Origin of the sequence: Pseudomonas sp. Y24-6 (assembly GCF_020295325.1) — a bacterium.
GTDB lineage: Bacteria > Pseudomonadota > Gammaproteobacteria > Pseudomonadales > Pseudomonadaceae > Aquipseudomonas > Aquipseudomonas gregormendelii.
In genome coordinates, this window is sequence record NZ_JACBXG010000003.1 from 254,519 (window position 1) to 277,064 (window position 22,546).

The window sequence follows — 22,546 nt, forward strand, 5'->3', positions numbered from 1 at the left end:
AGAGGCCGTTTCCGGTACCGCGTAAGACGTTATCGCAAGACAGGTCTTATTTACGATCTTCCAGCTTGGTAATGTCACGCGACTCGTAGCCGGTGTACAACTGGCGCGGGCGGCCGATCTTGTACGGGCTGGAGAGCATTTCTTTCCAGTGGGAGATCCAGCCGACGGTCCGCGCCAGGGCGAAGATCACGGTGAACATGCTGGTTGGAATGCCGATCGCCTTGAGGATGATGCCCGAGTAGAAGTCGACGTTCGGGTACAGCGAGCGCTCGATGAAGTACGGGTCGGTCAGGGCGATCTCTTCCAGGCGCATGGCCAGTTCGAGTTGCGGATCGTTGTTGATGCCCAGCTCTTTCAATACTTCGTCGCAGGTCTGCTTCATCACTGTGGCGCGTGGGTCGCGGTTCTTGTAGACCCGGTGACCGAAGCCCATCAGTTTGAACGGATCGTTCTTGTCCTTGGCCTTGGCAATGAACTTGTCGATGTTCGACACATCGCCAATCTCGTCGAGCATGGTCAGGACAGCCTCGTTCGCGCCGCCGTGGGCAGGGCCCCACAGTGCAGCGATGCCGGCGGCGATACAGGCGAACGGGTTGGCACCCGAAGAGCCGGCCAGGCGTACGGTGGAGGTCGATGCGTTCTGCTCGTGGTCGGCATGGAGGATAAAGATCCGGTCCATGGCCTTGGCGAGTACCGGGCTGATCGGTTTGATCTCGCACGGGGTGTTGAACATCATGTGCAGGAAGTTTTCCGCGTACGTCAGGTCGTTGCGCGGGTACATCATGGGTTGACCCATGGAGTACTTGTAAACCATCGCTGCCAGGGTCGGCATCTTGGCAACCAGGCGGATCGCGGAGATTTCGCGATGCTGCGGGTTATTGATGTCCAGGGAGTCGTGATAGAAGGCCGAGAGGGCGCCAACTACACCGCACATGACGGCCATCGGGTGGGCGTCGCGACGGAAACCGTTGAAAAAGGTCTTCAGCTGCTCATGAACCATGGTGTGGTTCTTGACGGTGCTGACGAACTGGGCTTTCTGTTCTGCAGTCGGCAATTCGCCGTTGAGCAGCAGATAGCAGGTTTCCAGGTAGTCCGATTTTTCAGCGAGCTGTTCGATCGGGTAGCCGCGGTGCAACAAAATGCCGTTGTCGCCGTCGATATAGGTAATCTTCGATTCGCACGAGGCGGTCGACATGAAACCAGGGTCAAAGGTGAAACGGCCCGTGGCCGTCAGGCCCCGAACGTCGATAACATCGGGACCAACGGTGCCGGTTAAAATGGGCAGCTCGACGGGGGCTGCGCCCTCGATGATCAACTGCGCTTTTTTGTCAGCCATGTGGCCTCCTATTTATGCTTGAAATCATCAGACAGACCCCCCACGCAGGGCCCGCACCACTATAGTGAGATAAATTCGAATGTCAATTTGCCTAAAGTCTTGCTCCAGAAGGCTTTAACCGGACTTTTTCCTCGAAATTGCCTGCCGTTTACGCCTTTTATCCAACTTGTGCAATGCGCTATTAGGGGAAGGTGAACGCGTTGTCATTAGTAGCCTAACTGTCTATACTCGGCCACCGACCGCCAGGGGCTTTTGGGCCTGCTTTATTGGGGGTCGCATCCCTGGGTGGTGGTTACCTGACCAGTGCACTCCCCAACAACTTTGCCCTGATTGTTAGGGGCTCTTCAGTGTGAAAAAAAGCCGTGAAAAGCCAACGACCTGTAAACCTAGACCTAAGGACCATCAAACTCCCCATCACCGGCGTTACGTCGTTCCTGCACCGTGTTTCCGGCATCATCCTCTTCCTGGGCCTTGGCTTCATGCTTTATGCATTGGGCAAATCCCTGGGCTCCGAGGAAGGTTTTGCCGAGGTGAAGGCAACCTTGACCAGCCCGCTGGCCAAGTTCGTAGCATGGGGTCTCCTGTCCGCTCTGCTTTATCACCTGGTAGCCGGCGTGCGCCATTTGATCATGGATATGGGCATCGGTGAGACGCTGGAAGGCGGCCGCCTGGGCTCGAAAATTATCATCGCGGTTTCCGTGGTGTTGATCGTTCTGGCAGGAGTTTGGATATGGTAACCAGCGTTACGAACCTTTCGCGTTCTGGCCTCTACGACTGGATGGCACAACGAGTGTCTGCGGTCGTTCTCGCGGCTTATTTCATTTTCCTGATCGGATACCTCGCAGCGAATCCGGGCATTGGCTACGAGCAGTGGCATGGCCTGTTCGCCCACAACGGGATGCGTATCTTCAGTCTGCTGGCCCTCGTTGCCCTGGGCGCTCACGCCTGGGTCGGCATGTGGACCATCGCGACCGACTACCTGACGCCGATGGCGCTGGGCAAGTCCGCGACTGCAGTACGTTTCCTTTTCCAGGCAGTATGCGGCGTTGCGATGTTCGCTTACTTCGTCTGGGGTGTGCAGATTCTCTGGGGTATCTGATTCATGGCTAACATTCCAACGATTTCATTCGACGCCATCATTATTGGTGGTGGCGGTGCCGGCATGCGCGCGGCGCTGCAACTGGCCCAGGGCGGTCACAAGACTGCCGTGATCACCAAGGTGTTCCCGACCCGTTCGCACACCGTTTCGGCCCAGGGTGGCATCACTTGCGCCATCGCTTCTGCCGATCCAAACGATGACTGGCGCTGGCACATGTACGATACCGTCAAGGGTTCCGACTACATCGGTGACCAGGACGCTATCGAATACATGTGTCAGGAAGGCCCGGCTGCAGTGTTCGAGCTGGACCACATGGGTCTGCCGTTCTCCCGTACCGAGCAAGGCCGCATCTACCAGCGTCCATTCGGCGGTCAGTCGAAGGATTACGGTAAAGGCGGGCAGGCTGCCCGTACGTGCGCCGCTTCCGACCGTACCGGTCACGCGCTGCTGCACACGCTTTATCAGGGCAACCTGAAAGCGGGCACCACGTTCCTGAACGAGTACTACGCGGTTGACCTGGTTAAAAACCAGGACGGCGCATTCGTCGGCGTGATCGCCATCTGCATCGAAACCGGCGAAACCAGCTACATCCGCGCCAAGGCTACCGTCCTGGCGACCGGTGGTGCCGGTCGTATCTACGCCTCCACCACCAATGCCCTGATCAACACCGGTGACGGCGTCGGCATGGCCCTGCGTGCTGGCGTTCCGGTACAAGACATCGAAATGTGGCAGTTCCACCCGACCGGCATCGCCGGCGCCGGTGTACTGGTGACCGAAGGTTGCCGTGGTGAAGGTGGATACCTGATCAACAAGCACGGCGAGCGTTTCATGGAGCGTTATGCTCCGAACGCGAAAGACCTTGCCGGTCGTGACGTGGTTGCCCGTTCGATGGTTAAAGAAATCATCGCCGGCAACGGTTGCGGTCCGAATGGCGACCACGTGATGCTCAAGCTCGACCACCTGGGCGAGGAAGTGCTGCACAGCCGTCTGCCAGGCATCTGCGAACTGTCGAAGACTTTCGCGCACGTTGATCCGGTTGTCGCCCCGGTTCCGGTTGTTCCGACTTGCCACTATATGATGGGCGGTGTTCCGACCAACATTCATGGTCAGGCGATCACCCAGAACGCTGAAGGCGTGGACGAGATCATTCATGGCCTGTTCGCTGTAGGCGAAGTGGCTTGCGTATCGGTTCACGGTGCCAACCGCCTGGGCGGTAACTCGTTGCTCGACCTGGTGGTATTCGGTCGCGCGGCCGGCCTGCACCTGGAAAAGGCGCTGACCGACGGCATCGAATACGATGACGCCACCGACGCCGATATCGAAGCAGCCCTGTCGCGTCTGTCCGCCCTGAACGAGCGTACCGATGGCGAAGACGTGGCAACCCTGCGTCGCGAGCTGCAAAGCTGCATGCAGAACTACTTCGGTGTATTCCGTACTGGCGAATACATGCAGAAGGGTATTGCCCAGCTGGCCGACCTGCGTACACGCATCGCCAACGTCAAGATCAACGACAAGTCGCAGGCGTTCAACACTGCGCGGATCGAAGCGCTGGAGTTGCAAAACCTGCTGGAAGTGGCCGAAGCCACTGCCATCGCTGCTGAAGTGCGTAAAGAGTCCCGCGGTGCTCACGCCCGTGAAGACTTCGAAGATCGCGACGACGAAAACTGGCTGTGCCACACCCTGTACTTCCCGGGTGACAAGCGCGTAACCAAGCGTGCCGTGAACTTCTCGCCGAAAACTGTTCCGACTTTTGAACCTAAGATTCGGACTTATTAAGGGTGGCTGCCATGTTGAAAGTCAGCGTTTATCGTTACAACCCTGATCAGGACGCCGCGCCGTTCATGCAGGAATTCCAGGTCGATACCGGTGGTAAAGACCTGATGGTGCTGGACGTGCTGGCCCTGATCAAAGAGCAGGACGAGGGTTTCTCCTATCGTCGCTCTTGCCGTGAAGGTGTTTGCGGTTCCGACGGCATGAACATCAACGGCAAAAACGGCCTGGCGTGCGTTACGCCATTGTCCGCTGTCGTAAAAGGTAACAAGTTGGTTGTTCGTCCGCTGCCAGGTTTGCCGGTTATCCGTGACCTGGTCGTCGATATGAGCATCTTCTACAAGCAATACGAGAAGGTTAAGCCTTACCTGCAGAACGACACGCCGGCTCCGGCCATCGAGCGTCTGCAGTCCCCTGAAGAGCGTGAAAAGCTCGACGGTCTGTACGAGTGCATCCTGTGCGCTTGCTGCTCGACCTCTTGCCCGTCCTTCTGGTGGAACCCGGACAAGTTCCTGGGTCCAGCTGCTTTGCTGCAAGCGTACCGCTTCCTGGCAGACAGCCGTGACACCAAGACGTCCGAGCGTCTGGCTTCGCTGGATGACCCGTTCAGCGTATTCCGCTGCCGCGGGATCATGAACTGCGTCAACGTATGTCCCAAAGGCCTGAACCCGACTAAGGCCATCGGTCACATCCGTAACATGCTGCTGCAAAGCGGCGTGTGATTCAGATGCTGTTGTAAGCGCAGTACCGCTGTACCCGTAGATGCTACGGCGCAGGCTTCAACCGGCGCCGTAGTTTTAACCTGAGCAGCAGCTCAAAAAGCTGCAGCTCTTATTTTGAAGAAATGAGACAAGCAGGGGCATCCGGGCTGGTACCCGGACTATCAGCGTGATCCTAGGTGGCTTGTTTTAGTCGCTGCATTCGGACTTCTGCAAGCGTGCTCGGTGTCGACGCCGGTGGTGTTCCCCTAACCGAGGGTGACCAAGCATGCAAGAAAGCGTGATGCAGCGCATGTGGAACAGCGCCTACCTATCCGGTAGTAACGCTGCCTATGTGGAAGAGCTCTACGAGCTCTACCTGCACGACCCTAACGCTGTGCCAGAAGAGTGGCGCACCTACTTCCAGAAGTTGCCTGCTGATGGCAACACTGCCACCGATGTTTCGCACTCCACGATTCGCGATCATTTCGTCTTGCTGGCAAAGAACCAGCGCCGCGCCCAACCGGTTTCCGCCGGCAGCGTGAGCAGTGAGCACGAGAAGAAGCAAGTTGAAGTGCTGAGATTGATCCAGGCCTACCGTATGCGTGGCCACCAGGCAGCCCAGCTTGACCCGCTGGGGCTGTGGCAGCGTCCTGCACCTGCAGACCTGTCGATCAATCATTACGGCTTGACCAATGCCGATCTTGATACGACCTTCCGTGCCGGCGACCTGTTCATCGGCAAAGAGGAGGCGAGCCTACGCGAAATTCACGAAGCGTTGCAGCAGACATATTGCCGCACCATCGGCGCTGAATTCACGCACATCACCGATTCCGAGCAGCGCCAGTGGTTCCAGCAACGTCTGGAAAGCGTACGCGGCCGTCCGACTTACTCCGCCGACATCAAGAGCCACCTGCTCGAGCGTGTCACTGCCGGCGAAGGCCTGGAAAAATACCTGGGTACCAAATACCCGGGTACCAAGCGTTTCGGCCTGGAAGGCGGCGAGAGCCTGATTCCGATGCTCGACGAGCTGATCCAGCGTTCCGGTTCCTACGGCACCAAGGAAATCGTTATCGGCATGGCCCACCGTGGCCGTCTGAACGTGCTGGTCAACACCTTCGGCAAGAACCCGCGCGAGCTGTTCGACGAGTTCGAAGGCAAGAAGAAGGTCGAGCTGGGTTCCGGTGACGTTAAATATCACCAGGGCTTCTCGTCCAACGTCATGACCACCGGCGGTGAAGTTCACCTGGCCATGGCATTCAACCCGTCCCACCTGGAAATCGTATCTCCAGTGGTCGAGGGTTCGGTGCGCGCCCGTCAGGATCGTCGTAACGACCCTACCGGCGAGAAAGTGCTGCCGATCTCCATCCACGGTGACGCGGCATTCGCCGGTCAGGGCGTGGTGATGGAAACCTTCCAGATGTCGCAGACCCGCGGTTTCAAGACCGGCGGTACCGTGCACATCGTGATCAACAACCAGGTTGGTTTCACCATCAGCAACCCGCTGGACTCGCGCTCCACCGAGTACGCCACCGACGTTGCGAAAATGATCCAGGCGCCGATCCTCCATGTGAATGGCGATGATCCGGAAGCCGTATTGTTCGTGACCCAGCTGGCGATCGACTACCGCATGCAGTTCAAGCGTGACGTAGTGATCGACCTGGTCTGCTACCGTCGTCGCGGCCACAACGAGGCCGACGAGCCTAGCGGCACCCAGCCGATCATGTATCAGCAGATCACCAAGCAGCGCACCACCCGTGAGCTGTACGCTGATCGCCTGACTCAGGGCGGTGTGCTCGACGCAGAGCGTGTTCAGGCGAAAGTCGACGAATACCGCAACGCGCTGGACAACGGCCTGCACGTTGTTAAAAGCCTGGTCAAAGAGCCGAACAAAGAGTTGTTCGTGGACTGGCGTCCGTATCTGGGCCACGCCTGGACCGCGCGTCACGACACTCGTTTCGACCTCAAGACCTTGCAGGAACTGTCTGCCAAGCTGCTGGAAATTCCGGAAGGCTTCGTGGTTCAGCGCCAGGTTTCGAAGATCTACGAAGACCGTCAGAAAATGCAAGCCGGCGGCCTGCCGATCAACTGGGGTTACGCCGAAACCATGGCGTACGCGACCCTGGCGTTCGAAGGTCACCCGATTCGCATGACGGGTCAGGACATCGGTCGCGGTACGTTCTCGCACCGTCACGCTGTGCTGCACAACCAGAAAGACGCGGGCACCTACATCCCGCTGCAGAACCTGTACAAGGGCCAGCCTCGTTTCGACCTGTACGATTCGTTCCTGTCCGAAGAAGCCGTACTGGCGTTCGAATACGGTTACTCGACCACCACGCCTGAGGCGCTGGTGATCTGGGAAGCCCAGTTCGGCGACTTCGCCAACGGTGCCCAAGTGGTTATCGACCAGTTCATCACCAGTGGCGAGCACAAGTGGGGCCGTCTCTGCGGTCTGACCATGTTGCTGCCGCACGGTTATGAAGGTCAGGGTCCGGAGCACTCCTCGGCTCGTCTGGAGCGTTACCTGCAGCTGTGCGCCGAGCACAACATCCAGGTTGCGGTTCCGACCACGCCGGCCCAGATTTACCACTTGCTGCGTCGCCAGGTGATCCGTCCGCTGCGCAAGCCGCTGATCGTGCTGACTCCAAAGTCGTTGCTGCGTCACAAACTGGCCGTATCGACCCTGGAAGATCTGGCCGAAGGTTCGTTCCAGACCGTTATCCCGGAAATCGATGCACTGGACCCGTCCAAAGTCGAGCGCATTGTTCTGTGTAGCGGCAAGGTCTACTACGACCTGCTGGAAAAACGCCGTGCCGAAGGTCGTGACGACATCGCCGTCGTGCGCATCGAGCAGTTGTACCCATTCCCTGAGGACGACTTGAACGAAGTCCTGGCTCCGTACACCAACCTCAAACATATCGTTTGGTGTCAGGAAGAGCCGATGAACCAGGGTGCCTGGTACTGCAGCCAGCACCACATGCGCCGCATCGTTGGCAATCACAACAAGGCACTCGTACTCGAGTACGCCGGTCGTGATGCTTCCGCTGCACCGGCTTGTGGTTATGCGTCGATGCACGCCGAGCAGCAGGAAAAACTGCTGCAAGACGCCTTTACTGTTTAACGCCTTCGCGCACCTGAAACCGAATTTAAGGACCCACAGATAATGGCTATCGAAATCAAAGCCCCCACTTTCCCGGAATCGGTTGCCGATGGCACCGTTGCCACCTGGCACAAACAACCGGGCGACGCTGTAAAGCGTGATGACCTGATCGTCGACATCGAAACCGACAAGGTTGTGCTGGAAGTGTTGGCTACTGCCGACGGCGTGCTGGGCGCAATCGTCAAGAACGAAGGCGACACCGTTCTGTCCGACGAAGTCCTGGGCTCGATCGAAGCAGGTGGCGCTGCTGCCGCTCCAGCGGCTGCCGCTGCTGCTCCAGCCGCTGCCCAAGCCGCTGCTGCTCCTGCTGCCGAAGGCGAAGACGATCCTGTTGCTGCACCGGCTGCTCGCAAGCTGGCTGAAGAGAACGGCATCAACATCGCCTCCGTTGCCGGCACCGGCAAAGGCGGTCGTGTGACCAAGGAAGACGTGGTGGCTGCTGTTGCCGCCAAGAAGTCCGCTCCGGCTGCCGCGCCTGCCAAGGCTGCAGCTCCTGCTGCCGCTGCGCCAGTGTTCGCCGCTGGCGACCGCATCGAGAAACGCGTACCGATGACCCGCGTTCGCGCTACCGTGGCCAAGCGCCTGGTTGAAGCGCAGTCGAACATGGCGATGCTGACCACTTTCAACGAAGTCGACATGACTGAAGTCATGGCCCTGCGTTCGAAGTACAAGGACCTGTTCGAGAAGAGCCACAACGGCGTACGCCTGGGCTTCATGTCGTTCTTCGTCAAGGCTGCCACCGAAGCGCTGAAACGCTTCCCGGCTGTCAACGCGTCGATTGACGGTGCCGATATCGTCTACCACGGCTATGCCGACGTTGGTGTAGCGGTTTCCAGCGATCGCGGCCTGGTGGTTCCGGTTCTGCGTAACGCCGAACTGATGAGCCTGGCTGAAATCGAAGGCGGCATTGCCACCTTCGGCAAGAAGGCGCGTGACGGCAAATTGTCCATGGACGAAATGACCGGCGGCACTTTCACCATCACCAACGGTGGTACCTTCGGTTCGATGATGTCGACCCCGATCGTCAACCCGCCGCAAGCGGCCATCCTGGGCATGCACAACATTCTGCAGCGTCCTATGGCGATCAACGGTCAGGTCGTTATCCGTCCGATGATGTACCTGGCTCTGTCCTACGATCACCGTCTGATCGATGGCAAAGAAGCTGTGACCTTCCTGGTTACCATCAAGAACCTGCTGGAAGACCCGGCTCGTTTGCTGCTGGATATCTGATAGAAGCAGCCACAGGTCTCAAGCCACGCGCTGCATGGATTTGCAGCCTGGCTTGAGGCTTGTGGCTTCAAGCTTGTTGCCAAAAGAGGATTTTTTGAATGTCGCAGAAATTTGACGTAGTAGTGATCGGTGCGGGCCCTGGCGGCTACGTGGCTGCCATCAAGGCAGCGCAGCTGGGTCTTTCGACTGCCTGCATCGAGAAATACACCGACAAGGAAGGCAAACTGGCTCTGGGCGGTACTTGCCTGAACGTCGGCTGCATTCCATCCAAGGCGCTGCTGGACAGCTCCTGGAAGTACAAGGAAGCCAAAGAAGGCTTCGCGATCCACGGTATCAATCACGCTGGCGTGACCATGGACGTGGCAGCAATGGTTGGCCGTAAAGCCAACATCGTAAAAGGCCTGACCTCTGGCGTTGCCACCCTGTTCAAGGCCAACGGTGTGACCTCCCTGCAAGGCCACGGCAAACTGCTGGCCGGCAAGAAAGTCGAGCTGACCAAGCCAGACGGCACCGTGGAAATCATCGAAGCCGAGAACGTGATCCTGGCATCCGGCTCGCGTCCTATCGACATTCCACCGGCTCCGGTTGACCAGAACGTGATCGTCGATTCGACTGGCGCGCTGGAATTCCAATCGGTTCCAAAACGTCTGGGCGTTATCGGCGCTGGCGTGATCGGTCTGGAACTGGGTTCGGTCTGGTCGCGTCTGGGTTCTGAAGTCGTGGTTCTGGAAGCACTGGAGAAGTTCCTGCCAGCGGCTGACGAAGCCGTTTCCAAGGAAGCCTTCAAGACCCTGACCAAACAAGGTCTGGACATCAAGCTGGGCGCTCGCGTCACCGGTTCGAAAGTGAACGGCGACGAAGTCGTGGTGAACTACACCGATGCCAATGGCGAACAGAACATCACCTTCGACAAGCTGATCGTTGCCGTTGGTCGCCGTCCAGTGACCACCGAGCTGCTGGCAGCTGACAGCGGTGTGAACATCGACGAACGTGGTTTCGTTTTCGTTGACGACCAGTGCGCCACCAGCGTACCGGGCGTTTACGCAATCGGCGACGTGGTTCGCGGCATGATGCTGGCGCACAAGGCGTCCGAAGAAGGCATCATGGTGGTTGAGCGCATCAAGGGCCACAAAGCCCAAATCAACTATGACCTGATCCCGTCTGTTATTTATACTCACCCGGAAATCGCGTGGGTTGGCAAAACCGAGCAGGTCTTGAAGGCTGAAGGCGTTGAAGTTAACGTCGGCACCTTCCCGTTTGCAGCCTCTGGCCGTGCCATGGCAGCCAACGATACCGGTGGTTTCGTCAAGGTCATCGCCGATGCCAAGACTGACCGCGTGTTGGGCGTCCATGTGATTGGCCCGAGCGCTGCAGAACTGGTTCAACAAGGCGCGATCGGTATGGAATTCGGCACCAGCGCTGAAGACCTGGGCATGATGGTTTTCTCCCATCCGACCCTGTCCGAAGCCTTGCACGAAGCAGCCCTGGCAGTGAATGGCGGCGCCATCCACATTGCCAACCGCAAGAAGCGTTAAGACAAGACAATAAGAAACCACGGCGGAAGGCCCGTCGTGAGCCTTGCGTGCAAGACTCACCGCGGAATGTCCGCCGGACGCAGCCTTGCGTAGTCTCACCGGTTAACCGGAACGCCTACGCAAGCAGCAGTCACAGGTGGTGCGGCACTGAACAAGTGCAGCACCGAATGCGCAGTACCTAACGAAGACGGTAATAAGCATGAATCTTCACGAGTATCAGGGTAAGCAGCTGTTCGCTGAGTACGGCCTGCCAGTATCCCAGGGTTTCGCCGTAGACACCCCGGAAGCAGCAGCAGAAGCGTGCGACAAGATCGGCGGGACTGAATGGGTTGTCAAAGCCCAGGTTCACGCAGGTGGTCGCGGTAAAGCGGGCGGCGTAAAGCTGGTTCGCAGCAAGGAAGACGCCAAAGCATTCGCTCAACAGTGGTTGGGCAAGCGTCTGGTGACTTACCAGACTGATGCCAACGGTCAGCCAGTCACCAAGATCCTGGTTGAATCGTGCACTGACATCGCCAAAGAGCTGTACCTGGGCGCTGTTGTTGACCGTTCGAGCCGTCGCATCGTGTTCATGGCTTCCACCGAAGGTGGCGTGGACATCGAGAAAATCGCTCACGATACTCCTGAGAAAATCCTCAAGGCCACTATCGATCCACTGGTTGGCGCTCAGCCATTCCAGGGTCGTGAGCTGGCTTTCCAGCTGGGTCTGGAAGGCAAGCAAGTTGCCCAGTTCGCCAAGATCTTCGTGGGTCTGGCCAAACTTTTCCAGGATCACGATCTGGCCCTGCTGGAAGTAAACCCGCTGGTGATCAAGGCTGACGGCGATCTGCACTGCCTCGACGCGAAGATCAACATCGACGCCAACGCCATGTACCGTCAGCCTAAGCTGAAGACTTTCCACGATCCGTCGCAAGACGATCCGCGCGAAGCGCACGCTGCCAAGTTCGAACTGAACTACGTAGCGCTGGAAGGCAACATCGGTTGCATGGTCAACGGTGCTGGCTTGGCCATGGGTACCATGGACATCGTCAACCTGCATGGCGGCAAACCAGCCAACTTCCTCGACGTGGGCGGCGGTGCTACCAAAGAACGCGTTACCGAAGCGTTCAAGATCATCCTGTCCGACACTAACGTCGCTGCAGTACTGGTCAACATCTTCGGCGGCATCGTTCGTTGCGACATGATTGCCGAAGGCATCATCGGTGCAGTGAAAGAAGTCGGCGTGAAAATCCCGGTTGTTGTTCGCCTTGAAGGCAACAACGCTGAGCTGGGCGCTAAAGTACTGGCAGAAAGCGGTTTGAACATCATCGCTGCTACCAGCCTGACCGACGCTGCTCAACAAGTCGTTAAAGCTGCGGAGGGCAAATAATGAGCGTCCTGATCAATAAAGACACCAAAGTTATCTGCCAGGGTATTACCGGTTCGCAAGGTAGTTTCCACACCCAGCAAGCCATCGAATACGGCACCAAGATGGTCGGTGGCGTAACGCCGGGCAAAGGCGGCACCGAGCACCTGGGTCTGCCAGTGTTCAACACCGTGAAAGATGCTGTAGCTGCCACTGGCGCTACCGCCAGCGTGATCTACGTTCCGGCTCCTTTCTGCAAGGACTCGATCCTGGAAGCTGCTTTCGGCGGCATCAAGCTGATCGTCTGCATCACCGAAGGCATTCCTACCCTGGACATGCTGGACGCTAAAGTTAAGTGCGACGAACTGGGTGTTACCCTGATCGGCCCTAACTGCCCAGGCGTGATCACTCCAGGCGAATGCAAGATCGGCATCATGCCAGGTCACATTCACTTGCCAGGCAAGGTCGGTATCGTTTCCCGTTCCGGCACCCTGACCTACGAAGCTGTAAAGCAGACTACTGACGCCGGTTTCGGTCAGTCGACTTGCGTCGGCATCGGTGGTGACCCGATCCCGGGTTCGAACTTCATCGACATCCTGAAGCTGTTCCAGGAAGACCCGAAGACCGAAGCGATCGTGATGATCGGTGAGATCGGCGGTTCGGCCGAAGAAGAAGCGGCTGCCTACATCAAGGCACACGTGACCAAGCCGGTTGTTTCCTACATCGCTGGTGTGACTGCTCCTGCGGGCAAGCGCATGGGCCATGCTGGCGCAATCATCTCTGGCGGCAAGGGCACTGCAGACGAGAAGTTTGCTGCCCTGGAAGACGCAGGCGTGAAAACCGTGCGTTCGCTGGCAGACATCGGCAAGGCTCTGTCCGAGCTGACCGGTTGGGCTGTCAAGTAAGCTTCGCGCTTAGCTTGTAGCTCTGCTGACAAAGGCCACCTTCGGGTGGCCTTTGTCGTTTGTGAAGAGCAAAGGATCGCAGCCTCGTTTCTCTCGACAGCGCCTACAGCGGAAGGCAAACCCCTGTAGGGGCTGCCGAGAGAAACGAGGCTGCGATCTTTTGACTTTTACATATGCAAACGCGACATGGAAATGTCGTGTATCGGATAGTTCGCCCCCTAACAGTGCGTTTGCAGCACAAATTCGTTAGTCTAGCCGCCATTTTGCGTCCGCCGCCCACAAGGCAGCCATGCGCTTAACGGGTCAGTCCCATACGGATCGACAGCATTTCCCTCACCCCCAAGGGAAATCCCCCTCTAAATTCCGATTCAGTAGTGTGGTATTTCCTTAATGAAAGTGTTGAAAGGCCAGGACATTCTGGCACTTGGTTTTATGACGTTTGCCCTGTTCGTCGGGGCTGGCAACATCATCTTCCCGCCTATCGTCGGTTTGCAGTCCGGACCGCATGTCTGGATGGCGGCGTTGGGTTTCCTGATTACGGCGGTCGGCCTGCCGGTGATCACTGTGGTCGCGCTGGCCAAGGTCGGCGGCGCAATGGATGCCTTGAGCAGCCCGATCGGCAAAATTGCCGGTGGCCTGCTGGCCGCCGCGTGCTACCTGGCCGTGGGTCCGCTGTTCGCCACGCCGCGCACGGCCACCGTGTCGTTCGAAGTTGGCCTGGCGCCGTTGACCGGCGAAAGCCCGCTGGCGCTGTTCCTCTACAGCTCGGTGTACTTCCTGCTGGTGTTCTTCATCTCGCTGTATCCGGGGCGTCTGCTGGACACCGTGGGCCGCTTCCTCGCACCGCTGAAGATCATCGCCCTGGCGGCGCTCGGTATAGCGGCGTTCGCGCTGCCGGCCGGTGATATCGGCGTGGCCACCCCTGAGTACGTGGCGGCACCCTTCTCCCAAGGCTTCATCAATGGTTACCTGACCATGGATACCCTGGGCGCGCTGGTGTTTGGCATCGTCATCGTCAATGCCATTCGTTCCCGTGGTGTCGAGTCGCCTGCCTTGATCACCCGCTACGCGATCATCGCCGGGCTGATAGCCGGCGTGGGCCTGGCGCTGGTGTATATCAGCCTGTTCCGCCTGGGCTCCGGCAGCCATGAAGTGGCCGCTGGCGCAACCAATGGCGCGGCGGTGTTGCACGCCTATGTCCAGCACACCTTCGGCTCCCTGGGCAGTGGTTTCCTGGCAGTGCTCATCTCGCTGGCCTGCCTGGTGACTGCGGTCGGCCTGACGTGTGCCTGCGCTGAATACTTCAGCCGGGTGTTGCCACTGTCCTACAAGACCCTGGTGATCATCCTTGCCGCGTTCTCGCTGCTGGTGTCCAACCTGGGCCTCACCAACCTGATCGCGTTCTCGATTCCGGTCCTGACCGCGATCTATCCTCCGTGCATCGCCTTGGTGGCACTGAGCTTCTGCAAGGACTTCTGGCATGAGCAGGGCCGCATCGTCGGTCCGGTGATGCTGGTGTCGTTCATTTTCGGCCTGATCGACGCCCTCAAGGGTGCGGGCCTGGCGGACTGGATGCCGACCCAACTGACCCATCTGCCACTGAGCGAGCAAGGCCTGGCCTGGCTGGTGCCGTCGGTGATGACCCTGGTGGTCGCGGTGGTGTGTGACCGCCTGTTGGGCAAGCGCGAAGAAGCACTGGCTTAACCTGCCTTTCCAGCCTGTCAAAAGCGGGCCTGGAGCGCACATGGAAATGCCCCGTATCAATCGATACGGGGCATTTTTTTATGGGGAGATGCGGTGCCTTTTCTTCTGCGCTAACGTCGAAGCATTGCAAAACCCATTGCAGGAGCCAGCTTGCTCGCGAAGGTTTCGAACCATGGCGCGTGTTTTCCGAATAAACGCGTTGCTCCCTGGTTCTTCGCGAGCGAGCTCGTTCCTACAGGGGTATGGTGTTCCGGCCACTAGATCACAAGGACCCGCATGTCGTTCATCCAAGCCAACCTGATCCACCTTCTTGCCGCGCTCTGGTTCGTCATCTGCTGGGGCGGCTACACCCGATACGCCTCATGGAAAGCCCGGGACACCGCCTGCCTGGCCAGTGTGCTGCACCTGTATCGGGAAGACTGGATGCGCCGCATGCTGCTGCGCGACAACCGTATCGCCGATGCCAGTGTGGTCGGCAACCTGGAACGCAACGCGTCGTTCTTTGCCTCCAGCACCCTGATCATCCTCGCGGGTATCCTGACCGTCCTCGGCGCGTCGGAGCGGGCGGTTTCGCTGCTGGCCGATATTCCCATGGTGCAACAGGCGTCACAGGGCATGTCCGAGATCAAACTACTGTGCCTGGCGCTGGTGTTCGTCTACGCGTTCTTTACCTTCAGCTGGTGCATGCGCCAGTACAACTTCGCGGCGATCCTGATTGGCTCGGCGCCGATGGTGGGAGAGCGTCACGTCTCCGAGCAGGAGCGCAAGGCTTTCGCCTCCCGGGCGGCACGAGTCATCTCCATGGCGGCCAACCAGTTCAACTTCGGCCTGCGCTCCTATTACTTTGGCATGACCATGCTGGCCTGGTTTGTCAGCCCCTGGCTGTTCATGTTGATGAGTGCGGGCGTGGTGCTGGTGCTCTATCGCCGGGAGTTTCATTCCGACGTTCTTGATGTGATGGTCTATACCCCTACAGAGGCACCGTTGCCTGACGCAAACAAGGAGGCTGTTTGATGAGTATTCCGTTCTGGTGCGTGTTTATCAGTGCGCTATTGATATACGTGGCCCGTATGCCGGTGGCCAAGGCCATGAAAGAGCAGGGGGGCTACAATAATCACCTGCCACGTCAGCAACAGGCACAACTCACCGGGTTTGGCGCACGGGCATTGGCGGCGCATCAAAACAGCATCGAGGCCTTCATTCTTTTCGCGGTGGGTGTCTTGATGGCGCATACCACGCAAACGGCGGGATGGCTGATTGACTCGCTGGCGATCATCTTCGTGATTGCCCGCGTCATCTACCTGTTGTGCTACTGGGCAGACCTGGCCTGGCAGCGCAGCCTGGTGTGGCTGGTCGGGTTAGTGTGTTCGCTACTGTTGATGATTAGTCCGACTTTTAGAACGATTTTGCTCTAACTGCAGCTTGCGCCATAAATGCCAGGCAAAAAGAAAACCCGCACTTGGCGGGTTTTCTTTGGCAGGCTAAAAACTGTCTTAGTTTTTAGGCGCTGCTTCTTTTGCAGCTGCTTCGTTCGATTCGGCCTGAGCTTTGGCAGCTTCGGCGTTTTCTTTGGCCGCGTCGTTCACTTTATCCTGTGCTTTGTTCATGTCTTGCTGAGCTTGCTCAGCATGTTGGTTAGCATCTTGAGCTTTGTCCTCGGATTTTTTATCGCAAGCAGCGAGACCAAGGGAAGCGGTCAACATCAAGGCAATAGCTAAAGTCTTTTGCATGGGGTGTTTCTCCTTATGGAAAGTATCTACTGGCCTTTCGAGCATGGCCGTCAGCGTTAAGTTCCTCCTATCACACAGATATATAAGAATATTCTTGCAGGAACTTTTGGCGACAGCGCTTGATGCGATTCTTTAACATTTGGAAGGATTTTGATAAATGGCTGAAAACCCCGTTTTTGAGCGCGCGACGCGGTTTCTTTCGGCGTTGAGACACTGTCACGTCCTTGGGCTGAGCGTCCACAGCGCCAGCCAGGAGGGGCTCACGGTCATCCTGCCCTATAGCGCCCAAATCGTTGGCAATCCGCAGACGGGCGTCATCCATGGTGGTGCCCTGACCACGCTGATGGACACCGCCTGCGGCATGTCCACGCTCTGTGTGCTGCCTGAATTCGAAGTCTGTCCCACACTCGACCTGCGCATCGACTACATGCACGCGGCTGAACCGCACAAGGATGTGTACGGTTTCGCGCAGTGCTACCGCGTGACCACCGACGTGATCTTCGCCCGCGGTTTCGCTTACCAGGACGATCCCGGGCAACCCATAGCCCATGTGGTCGGCACCTTCATGCGCATGGGCAAGGTGATCAAGGGCAGCAAAGGCACGGGCCCCGCTGTGGCTGGAGGTGCAAAATGAATGACGCCTTCAAGACGCAACTGCAGCAGGCTCATGAGCAGGGCGACTATGCCTCGCTGTTGCACCTGATTCCCTACGCCAAGCTGATCGGTGTCGAATGCTCGCGAGTCGGGGATGAGTTGCTGTTTCGCTTGCCGGCAAACAAGGACAACATTGGTAACCCTTTATTGCCGGCGATCCATGGGGGAGTGATTGCCGGGTTCATGGAGTTGTCTGCAGCGCTGCACCTGCTGGTGTTTACCGGTTCGCCGGGCGTGCCGAAGATCATCGACTTTTCCCTGGATTACCTTCGGGCCGGGCAGTTTCGTGATACCTGGGCCAGATGCCAGGTGTGCCGCCAGGGGCGGCGGGTTGCCAACGTGGCCATTACTGCCTGGCAAAGCACCCAACATGAACCGATTGCCACGGCGCGAGCGCATTTCAAAATCGATGAGCCCTTGAAATCCTGATCCATGCCCCCAACTTTGATGACAACCCGCCGCCGACCCTGAAGGTCGTGGCCACTGCCATCTGATTGGAGTTTGATGACCATGAGTGTGGAAACTCAAAAGGAAACCCTGGGCTTCCAGACCGAGGTGAAGCAGCTGCTGCACCTCATGATCCATTCGCTGTATTCCAACAAGGAAATCTTCCTTCGCGAATTGATCTCGAACGCCTCTGACGCTGTCGACAAATTACGCTTCGAAGCCCTGGCCAAGCCCGAGCTGCTGGAAGGTGGCGCCGAACTGAAAATCCGCGTGAGCTTCGATAAAGACGCCAAAACCGTCACCCTCGAAGACAACGGCATCGGCATGAATCGCGAAGACGCGATCACCCACCTGGGCACCATCGCCAAGTCCGGCACTGCCGACTTCATGAAACACCTGTCGGGCGACCAGAAGAAAGACTCGCACCTGATCGGTCAGTTCGGCGTCGGTTTCTACTCTGCATTCATCGTCGCCGACAAAGTCGACGTGTACAGCCGTCGTGCCGGCGATGCTGCCAGCGAAGGCGTGCACTGGTCGTCCAAGGGCGAAGGCGACTTCGAAGTGGCGACCATCGAGAAAGCCGAGCGCGGCACCCGCATCGTGCTGCACCTGAAATCCGGTGAAGACGAATTCGCTGATGGCTGGCGCCTGCGCAACATCGTCAAGAAGTACTCCGATCACATTGCCTTGCCGATCGAACTGCCAAAAGAAGTCACGGCAGCAGAAGGCGAAGAACAACCGGCCGTTGAATGGGAAACCGTCAACCGCGCCAGTGCCCTGTGGACCCGCCCGCGCAATGACGTGAAGGAAGAGGAATACCAGGAGTTCTACAAGCACATCGCCCACGATTTCGAAAACCCGCTGAGCTGGAGCCACAACAAGGTCGAAGGCAAGCTGGAATACAGCTCGCTGCTCTACGTACCGGCCCGTGCCCCGTTTGACCTGTACCAGCGCGAAGCGCCAAAAGGCCTGAAGCTGTACGTGCAGCGCGTGTTCGTCATGGATCAGGCCGAATCGTTCCTGCCGCTGTACCTGCGTTTCATCAAAGGCGTGGTCGATTCCAATGACCTGTCGCTGAACGTGTCGCGGGAAATCCTGCAGAAAGACCCGATCATCGACTCGATGAAATCGGCGCTGACCAAACGCGTCCTCGACATGCTGGAAAAACTGGCGAAGAACGAGCCTGAGCAATACAAGGGCTTCTGGAAGAACTTCGGTCAGGTCATGAAAGAAGGCCCGGCAGAAGATTTCGCCAACAAGGAAAAAATCGCCGGCCTGCTGCGTTTCGCCTCCACTCAAGGAGAAGAAGGCGAGCAAGTGGTGTCTCTGGCCGAATACCTGGCTCGCGCCAAGGAAGGTCAGGACAAGATCTATTACCTGACCGGCGAAACTTATGCCCAGGTCAAGAACAGCCCGCACCTGGAAGTCTTCCGCAAGAAAGGCATCGAAGTGCTGCTGCTGACTGACCGTATCGACGAGTGGCTGATGAGCTACCTCAGCGATTTCGACGGCAAGACCTTTGTTGACGTGGCACGCGGTGACCTGGACCTGGGCAACCTGGACTCGGAGGAGGACAAGAAAGCCGCTGAAGAAGTTGCCAAGTCCAAAGAGGGGCTGGTTGAGCGTCTGAAAACTGCGCTGGGCGATTCCGTTGCCGAAGTGCGGGTTTCCCACCGCCTGACCGACTCGCCGGCGATCCTGGCCATCGGCGAACAGGACCTGGGCCTGCAGATGCGCCAGATCCTTGAAGCCAGTGGGCAGAAGGTGCCGGATTCGAAGCCGATTTTCGAATTCAACCCGGCTCACCCGTTGATCGAGAAACTCGACAGCGAGCAGAGCGACGAGCGCTTCGGCGACCTGTCGCACATCCTGTTCGATCAGGCGGCCCTGGCGGCCGGCGACAGCTTGAAGGACCCGGCGGCGTATGTGCGTCGTCTCAACAAGCTGTTGGTTGAGTTGTCGGTTTAACCGAGCTGCAATAAAAAACCCGCTTCGGCGGGTTTTTTATTACCTGTGGCTTTGTTTTGGTTGTGTCAGAGCTGGCCTCTTCGACTCGCCCGCGAAGGCGGCAGTGCTGACACCGTAGCCCTCAAGCCTCAAGCCTCAAGGCAACTCAATACGCTCGCTTTCCCCCGGCACTGTCGGCCAATCCCCAGCCGCCCAGCGCCGTCGCGCTTCATCGATCGCCGCCGGGTTACTCGCGACAAAATTCCAGTTGATCCGTCGCGGTCCGTCCAGTGGCGCGCCACCAAACAACACGGCATGACAGTCGCTCTCGGCGAACAGTGTCATCTGTTCCCCGGCCGGCAGCACCACCAGCGAATGCGCTTCAACCGGCTCGCCGTTGAGCTGTGCCTCGCCGTCGAGTACATACAGCGCCCGCTCTTCATGTTCGGTGGGAATCAGCAGGGTGGTGGCCGTTTGCAGGTGCAGTTCCGCGTACAACGTAGGAGAAAGCACCGGCACCGGCGATTCCAGGCAAAAGCCTGAGCCGGCAATCATGCGGATCTGTACCCCAAGGTTGTCACTCACCGGCAAGGTGGCCGCTGGATGGTGGCTGTAATGTCCCGGGCCCTGTTCATGCGCCTTGGGAGAGGCGAGCCAGACCTGCAAGCCATGCATCGTGAAGCCGCGTTCCGTCAAGGCGGCGGGCGTACGCTCCACATGGGCAATGGCGCTGCCCGCGGTCATCCAGCTGACATCACCTGCCGCGACGATCTGATCGGAGCCAATGCTGTCCTTGTGCTGCAGCTGACCCTGAAACAGGTAGGTGAGGGTGGAAAGGCCGATATGCGGATGCTGGCGGATATTCATGCCCGTTCCTGCGGCATAACGGGTTTCGAGCATGTGGTCAAAAAAAACGAAGGGCCCGACGCTGCGGCACCTGGCCGACGGCAACGGGCGAAGAATCGGCTGGCCCGCGACATCTTCGATGCGAGGGCGGATCACGAGTGGAGAGTTCATGGTGCATTCCAGGCTGAGCGGGTGACGCCAAGAGCATAACCCGCCTGCGCAGCCCCTGCCGCTATTGGCTGAATGCACCCTCGGCCAGATGGGTTTCGATGCTGACGTCGGTGGTGGTCATCAGCTTGTGGATAGGGCAGCGATCGGCCACGCGGTGCAGTTCTTCGCGCTGGGCGTCGGTGAGTACGCCCTTGAGCGTCAGCTTGACGTGCAAGGCATATTTACCTTTCTGCTCTTCACTGTTGTCGCGCTTGACCTCGACCGTTACGCCGGTCAGCGGGATGTCTTTCTTTTTGGCGTACATCTTCAGGGTCAGGGCCTTGCAGGCGCCCAGGGCTGCATCGAAATAGTCATGCGGCTCCGGCGCGGTGCCTTCACCCCCTGAACTGGCTGGCACATCGGCAAAGAGTTCATGGTCGTCGATGTGTACGCTGTGGCGAAAACCTTCGGCGGAGACGGTATTGACGGTAACTGTCATGGTGCACCTCGCAGGCAGCAGGAAAAATCGTTCAATAAAAACGGACCGTGAAGTTATAGAGCATTCTGATGAATGAGCGTTCCACTTTCCTATCCGGTGAACCCTGATGCTCCCACGAGGGTCTACGCTGTTCCTGACCGCTGGAGATAGCCCTTGCACCCGTTCCGACTCAGCCTTGCCTGCCTGCTGGCGCTATCAAGCGCGGCGGCCAATGCGCGCGAATATGCCTACAGCGATGCCCATCTGCATTACGTGGATTTTTTCCAGGAAACGGCGGGCATGCCCAAGCTGCTCAAGGCGATGGCTGACAATCGCATCGAGCATGTGATGATCTCCGGTATTCCGGTCGCGAAGAAATGGCATGAAGATGAGCCCAAGCGACCTCGGTACTACGCAGGTGATGATGCGGATGCCTACTGGTACAGCGCAACCGACGTCATAGTGGCGGCGGCAGTGAGCAAGTTGACGCCCGACCAGCGTCAACGTTTTCACCCGTTCCTGTCAGGCTTCAATCCCAACGACAAAAATTCTGCGGCGCATATCCAGCGCATGCTCGACCTCTATCCAGGCTTGTGGCAGGGCATCGGCGAGGTCTTCACCCGGCATGACGACGTCACCGCCTTGACCTCCGGTGACACGCCCCGGGCCAATAACGAGGCCATGACGCGGATTTATCACCTGGCGGCGGAAAATGATCTACCGGTGATGGTGCACTCCAACATCACCTCCAAGCGCGAGAAAAATCCGCTCTACCTCGCGGAAATCGAAGAGCCGTTGCGCAACCATCCGCACACCCGATTCATCTGGGCCCATGCCGGTACCAGTGCGGAAATTCACCGGCACCAGGTCCAGCTGGATTTCCTGCTGCCGACCCTGACTCGCATGCTGGAGGCCTATCCCAATCTGTTCATCGACCTGTCCTGGAGCCTGCTGACCCCGTATCTGCTGGATGAGCAGGGCAAGCCGCGCCAGGAGTGGCTGGCACTGGTGGAGCGCTTTCCGGAGCGTTTCATGGTCGGTTCGGACGTGGTGGGCCGCTTCAACAAGCTCGGCAAGGAAATGCGCAGCTTCGATCCGTTTCTGGATGCGTTGCCCGAGGACGTTGCCAAAAAGGTCGCCCGCGACAATTTCCTCGCAATCCTGCCGCGCCCCTTGTAGGAGCGAGCCTGCTCGCGAAAAACCTGAGGGCGCCGCGGAGTGTCAGGTAAACAGTGTGATCGTTGATGTCATTTCTTACCCAGTCAAATTCAATTACAAATGCTGTTCTGTCGCCTTCTGAAGAAGTGTTGATTTGTTCTGCAAGGCCATATTAATCTCGGTCTTCACACCAATTAGGTATGATGGCCAATGAATCTTGAAAATATTCGATACCACATCGCAGTCACTCTCTTGGTTTTAGGGTGTTCAATCCCGATCATGGGAATCGTCGTCTGGATAATCACTGAGATGATCCCACTCGAAGGTCGAGCCCTAAAAATAGCCTACATAACAACG

Annotated in this window: 20 protein-coding genes; 16 read left to right on the forward strand and 4 right to left on the reverse strand. The window is 58.1% G+C overall.

Going from position 1 to position 22,546, the window contains the following annotated elements:
* Positions 1-46: 46 nt before the first annotated feature.
* Entirely contained in the window at positions 47-1,336 is a 1,290-nt protein-coding gene (gltA, locus tag HYI44_RS07555) for a citrate synthase (protein WP_003222994.1), read from the reverse strand.
* A 362-nt stretch (positions 1,337-1,698) separates the two neighbouring features.
* Here gltA and sdhC point away from each other — a divergent pair, with 362 nt between their 5' ends.
* From sdhC to HYI44_RS07615, 12 genes are all read left to right on the forward strand, one after another.
* Positions 1,699-2,073, forward strand: a complete 375-nt coding sequence (gene sdhC / locus HYI44_RS07560) for a succinate dehydrogenase, cytochrome b556 subunit (RefSeq protein WP_045057755.1) — start codon at positions 1,699-1,701, stop codon at positions 2,071-2,073.
* The gene (sdhD, locus tag HYI44_RS07565) at positions 2,067-2,435 is read left to right on the forward strand and encodes a succinate dehydrogenase, hydrophobic membrane anchor protein (protein WP_045057756.1); all 369 of its coding nucleotides are present in this window, start codon (positions 2,067-2,069) and stop codon (positions 2,433-2,435) included. Before sdhC ends, sdhD begins: the two co-directional genes overlap by 7 nt.
* Positions 2,436-2,438: 3 nt before the next feature.
* Positions 2,439-4,211, forward strand: a complete 1,773-nt coding sequence (sdhA, locus tag HYI44_RS07570; protein ID WP_045057757.1) for a succinate dehydrogenase flavoprotein subunit — start codon at positions 2,439-2,441, stop codon at positions 4,209-4,211.
* A gap of 11 nt (positions 4,212-4,222) precedes the next feature.
* Positions 4,223-4,927 (forward strand): succinate dehydrogenase iron-sulfur subunit, encoded by a 705-nt coding sequence (locus HYI44_RS07575; RefSeq protein ID WP_045057758.1) that lies wholly within the window; start codon positions 4,223-4,225, stop codon positions 4,925-4,927.
* A 265-nt stretch (positions 4,928-5,192) separates the two neighbouring features.
* Positions 5,193-8,024, forward strand: coding sequence for a 2-oxoglutarate dehydrogenase E1 component (locus HYI44_RS07580; RefSeq protein ID WP_122837985.1), 2,832 nt, complete (start codon positions 5,193-5,195; stop codon positions 8,022-8,024).
* 42 nt (positions 8,025-8,066) lie between these two features.
* On the forward strand, positions 8,067-9,293 hold the full coding sequence (odhB, locus tag HYI44_RS07585) for a 2-oxoglutarate dehydrogenase complex dihydrolipoyllysine-residue succinyltransferase (RefSeq protein WP_122837986.1): 1,227 nt from the start codon (positions 8,067-8,069) through the stop codon (positions 9,291-9,293).
* A gap of 98 nt (positions 9,294-9,391) precedes the next feature.
* Positions 9,392-10,828: a dihydrolipoyl dehydrogenase gene (gene lpdA, locus HYI44_RS07590; protein WP_045057761.1), complete on the forward strand. Its 1,437-nt coding sequence runs from the start codon at positions 9,392-9,394 to the stop codon at positions 10,826-10,828.
* A 199-nt stretch (positions 10,829-11,027) separates the two neighbouring features.
* Complete coding sequence (gene sucC / locus HYI44_RS07595; protein WP_045057762.1) at positions 11,028-12,194, forward strand: ADP-forming succinate--CoA ligase subunit beta; 1,167 nt, start codon at positions 11,028-11,030, stop codon at positions 12,192-12,194.
* Positions 12,194-13,075 (forward strand): succinate--CoA ligase subunit alpha, encoded by an 882-nt coding sequence (gene sucD, locus HYI44_RS07600; protein ID WP_010166265.1) that lies wholly within the window; start codon positions 12,194-12,196, stop codon positions 13,073-13,075. The genes sucC and sucD overlap by 1 nt, the downstream gene beginning before the upstream one ends.
* Before the next feature lie 390 nt (positions 13,076-13,465).
* Positions 13,466-14,779 (forward strand): branched-chain amino acid transport system II carrier protein, encoded by a 1,314-nt coding sequence (gene brnQ, locus HYI44_RS07605; protein WP_205893843.1) that lies wholly within the window; start codon positions 13,466-13,468, stop codon positions 14,777-14,779.
* A gap of 276 nt (positions 14,780-15,055) precedes the next feature.
* Entirely contained in the window at positions 15,056-15,793 is a 738-nt protein-coding gene (locus HYI44_RS07610; RefSeq protein ID WP_045057764.1) for a DUF599 domain-containing protein, read from the forward strand.
* The gene (locus HYI44_RS07615; RefSeq protein WP_225569084.1) at positions 15,793-16,194 is read left to right on the forward strand and encodes an MAPEG family protein; all 402 of its coding nucleotides are present in this window, start codon (positions 15,793-15,795) and stop codon (positions 16,192-16,194) included. Before HYI44_RS07610 ends, HYI44_RS07615 begins: the two co-directional genes overlap by 1 nt.
* A gap of 78 nt (positions 16,195-16,272) precedes the next feature.
* Here the strand turns inward: HYI44_RS07615 and HYI44_RS07620 are convergent, their stop codons facing one another.
* Positions 16,273-16,509: a hypothetical protein gene (locus HYI44_RS07620; protein WP_045057766.1), complete on the reverse strand. Its 237-nt coding sequence runs from the start codon at positions 16,507-16,509 to the stop codon at positions 16,273-16,275.
* A 157-nt stretch (positions 16,510-16,666) separates the two neighbouring features.
* Between HYI44_RS07620 and HYI44_RS07625 the strand changes: the two genes are divergently transcribed.
* The 3 genes from HYI44_RS07625 (at position 16,667) to htpG (ending at position 19,578) form a co-directional block, all read left to right on the forward strand.
* Complete coding sequence (locus HYI44_RS07625) at positions 16,667-17,143, forward strand: PaaI family thioesterase (RefSeq protein ID WP_122837989.1); 477 nt, start codon at positions 16,667-16,669, stop codon at positions 17,141-17,143.
* Positions 17,140-17,592 (forward strand): PaaI family thioesterase, encoded by a 453-nt coding sequence (locus HYI44_RS07630; protein WP_045060547.1) that lies wholly within the window; start codon positions 17,140-17,142, stop codon positions 17,590-17,592. The genes HYI44_RS07625 and HYI44_RS07630 overlap by 4 nt, the downstream gene beginning before the upstream one ends.
* An 81-nt stretch (positions 17,593-17,673) precedes the next feature.
* Positions 17,674-19,578 carry a molecular chaperone HtpG gene (gene htpG / locus HYI44_RS07635; RefSeq protein ID WP_045060594.1) on the forward strand — a complete coding sequence of 635 codons (1,905 nt, stop codon included), beginning with the start codon at positions 17,674-17,676 and terminating at the stop codon, positions 19,576-19,578.
* Between the two features lie 135 nt (positions 19,579-19,713).
* On the opposite strand, the gene HYI44_RS07640 is transcribed toward htpG, so the two are convergent.
* Positions 19,714-20,574, reverse strand: coding sequence for a pirin family protein (locus HYI44_RS07640; RefSeq protein ID WP_225569085.1), 861 nt, complete (start codon positions 20,572-20,574; stop codon positions 19,714-19,716).
* A 61-nt stretch (positions 20,575-20,635) separates the two neighbouring features.
* A complete protein-coding gene (locus HYI44_RS07645; RefSeq protein WP_122837991.1) occupies positions 20,636-21,052 on the reverse strand; it encodes an OsmC family protein in 417 nt (138 codons plus the stop codon).
* Between the two features lie 153 nt (positions 21,053-21,205).
* Between HYI44_RS07645 and HYI44_RS07650 the strand changes: the two genes are divergently transcribed.
* A complete protein-coding gene (locus tag HYI44_RS07650) occupies positions 21,206-22,210 on the forward strand; it encodes an amidohydrolase family protein (RefSeq protein ID WP_122837992.1) in 1,005 nt (334 codons plus the stop codon).
* Positions 22,211-22,546 lie beyond the last annotated feature (336 nt).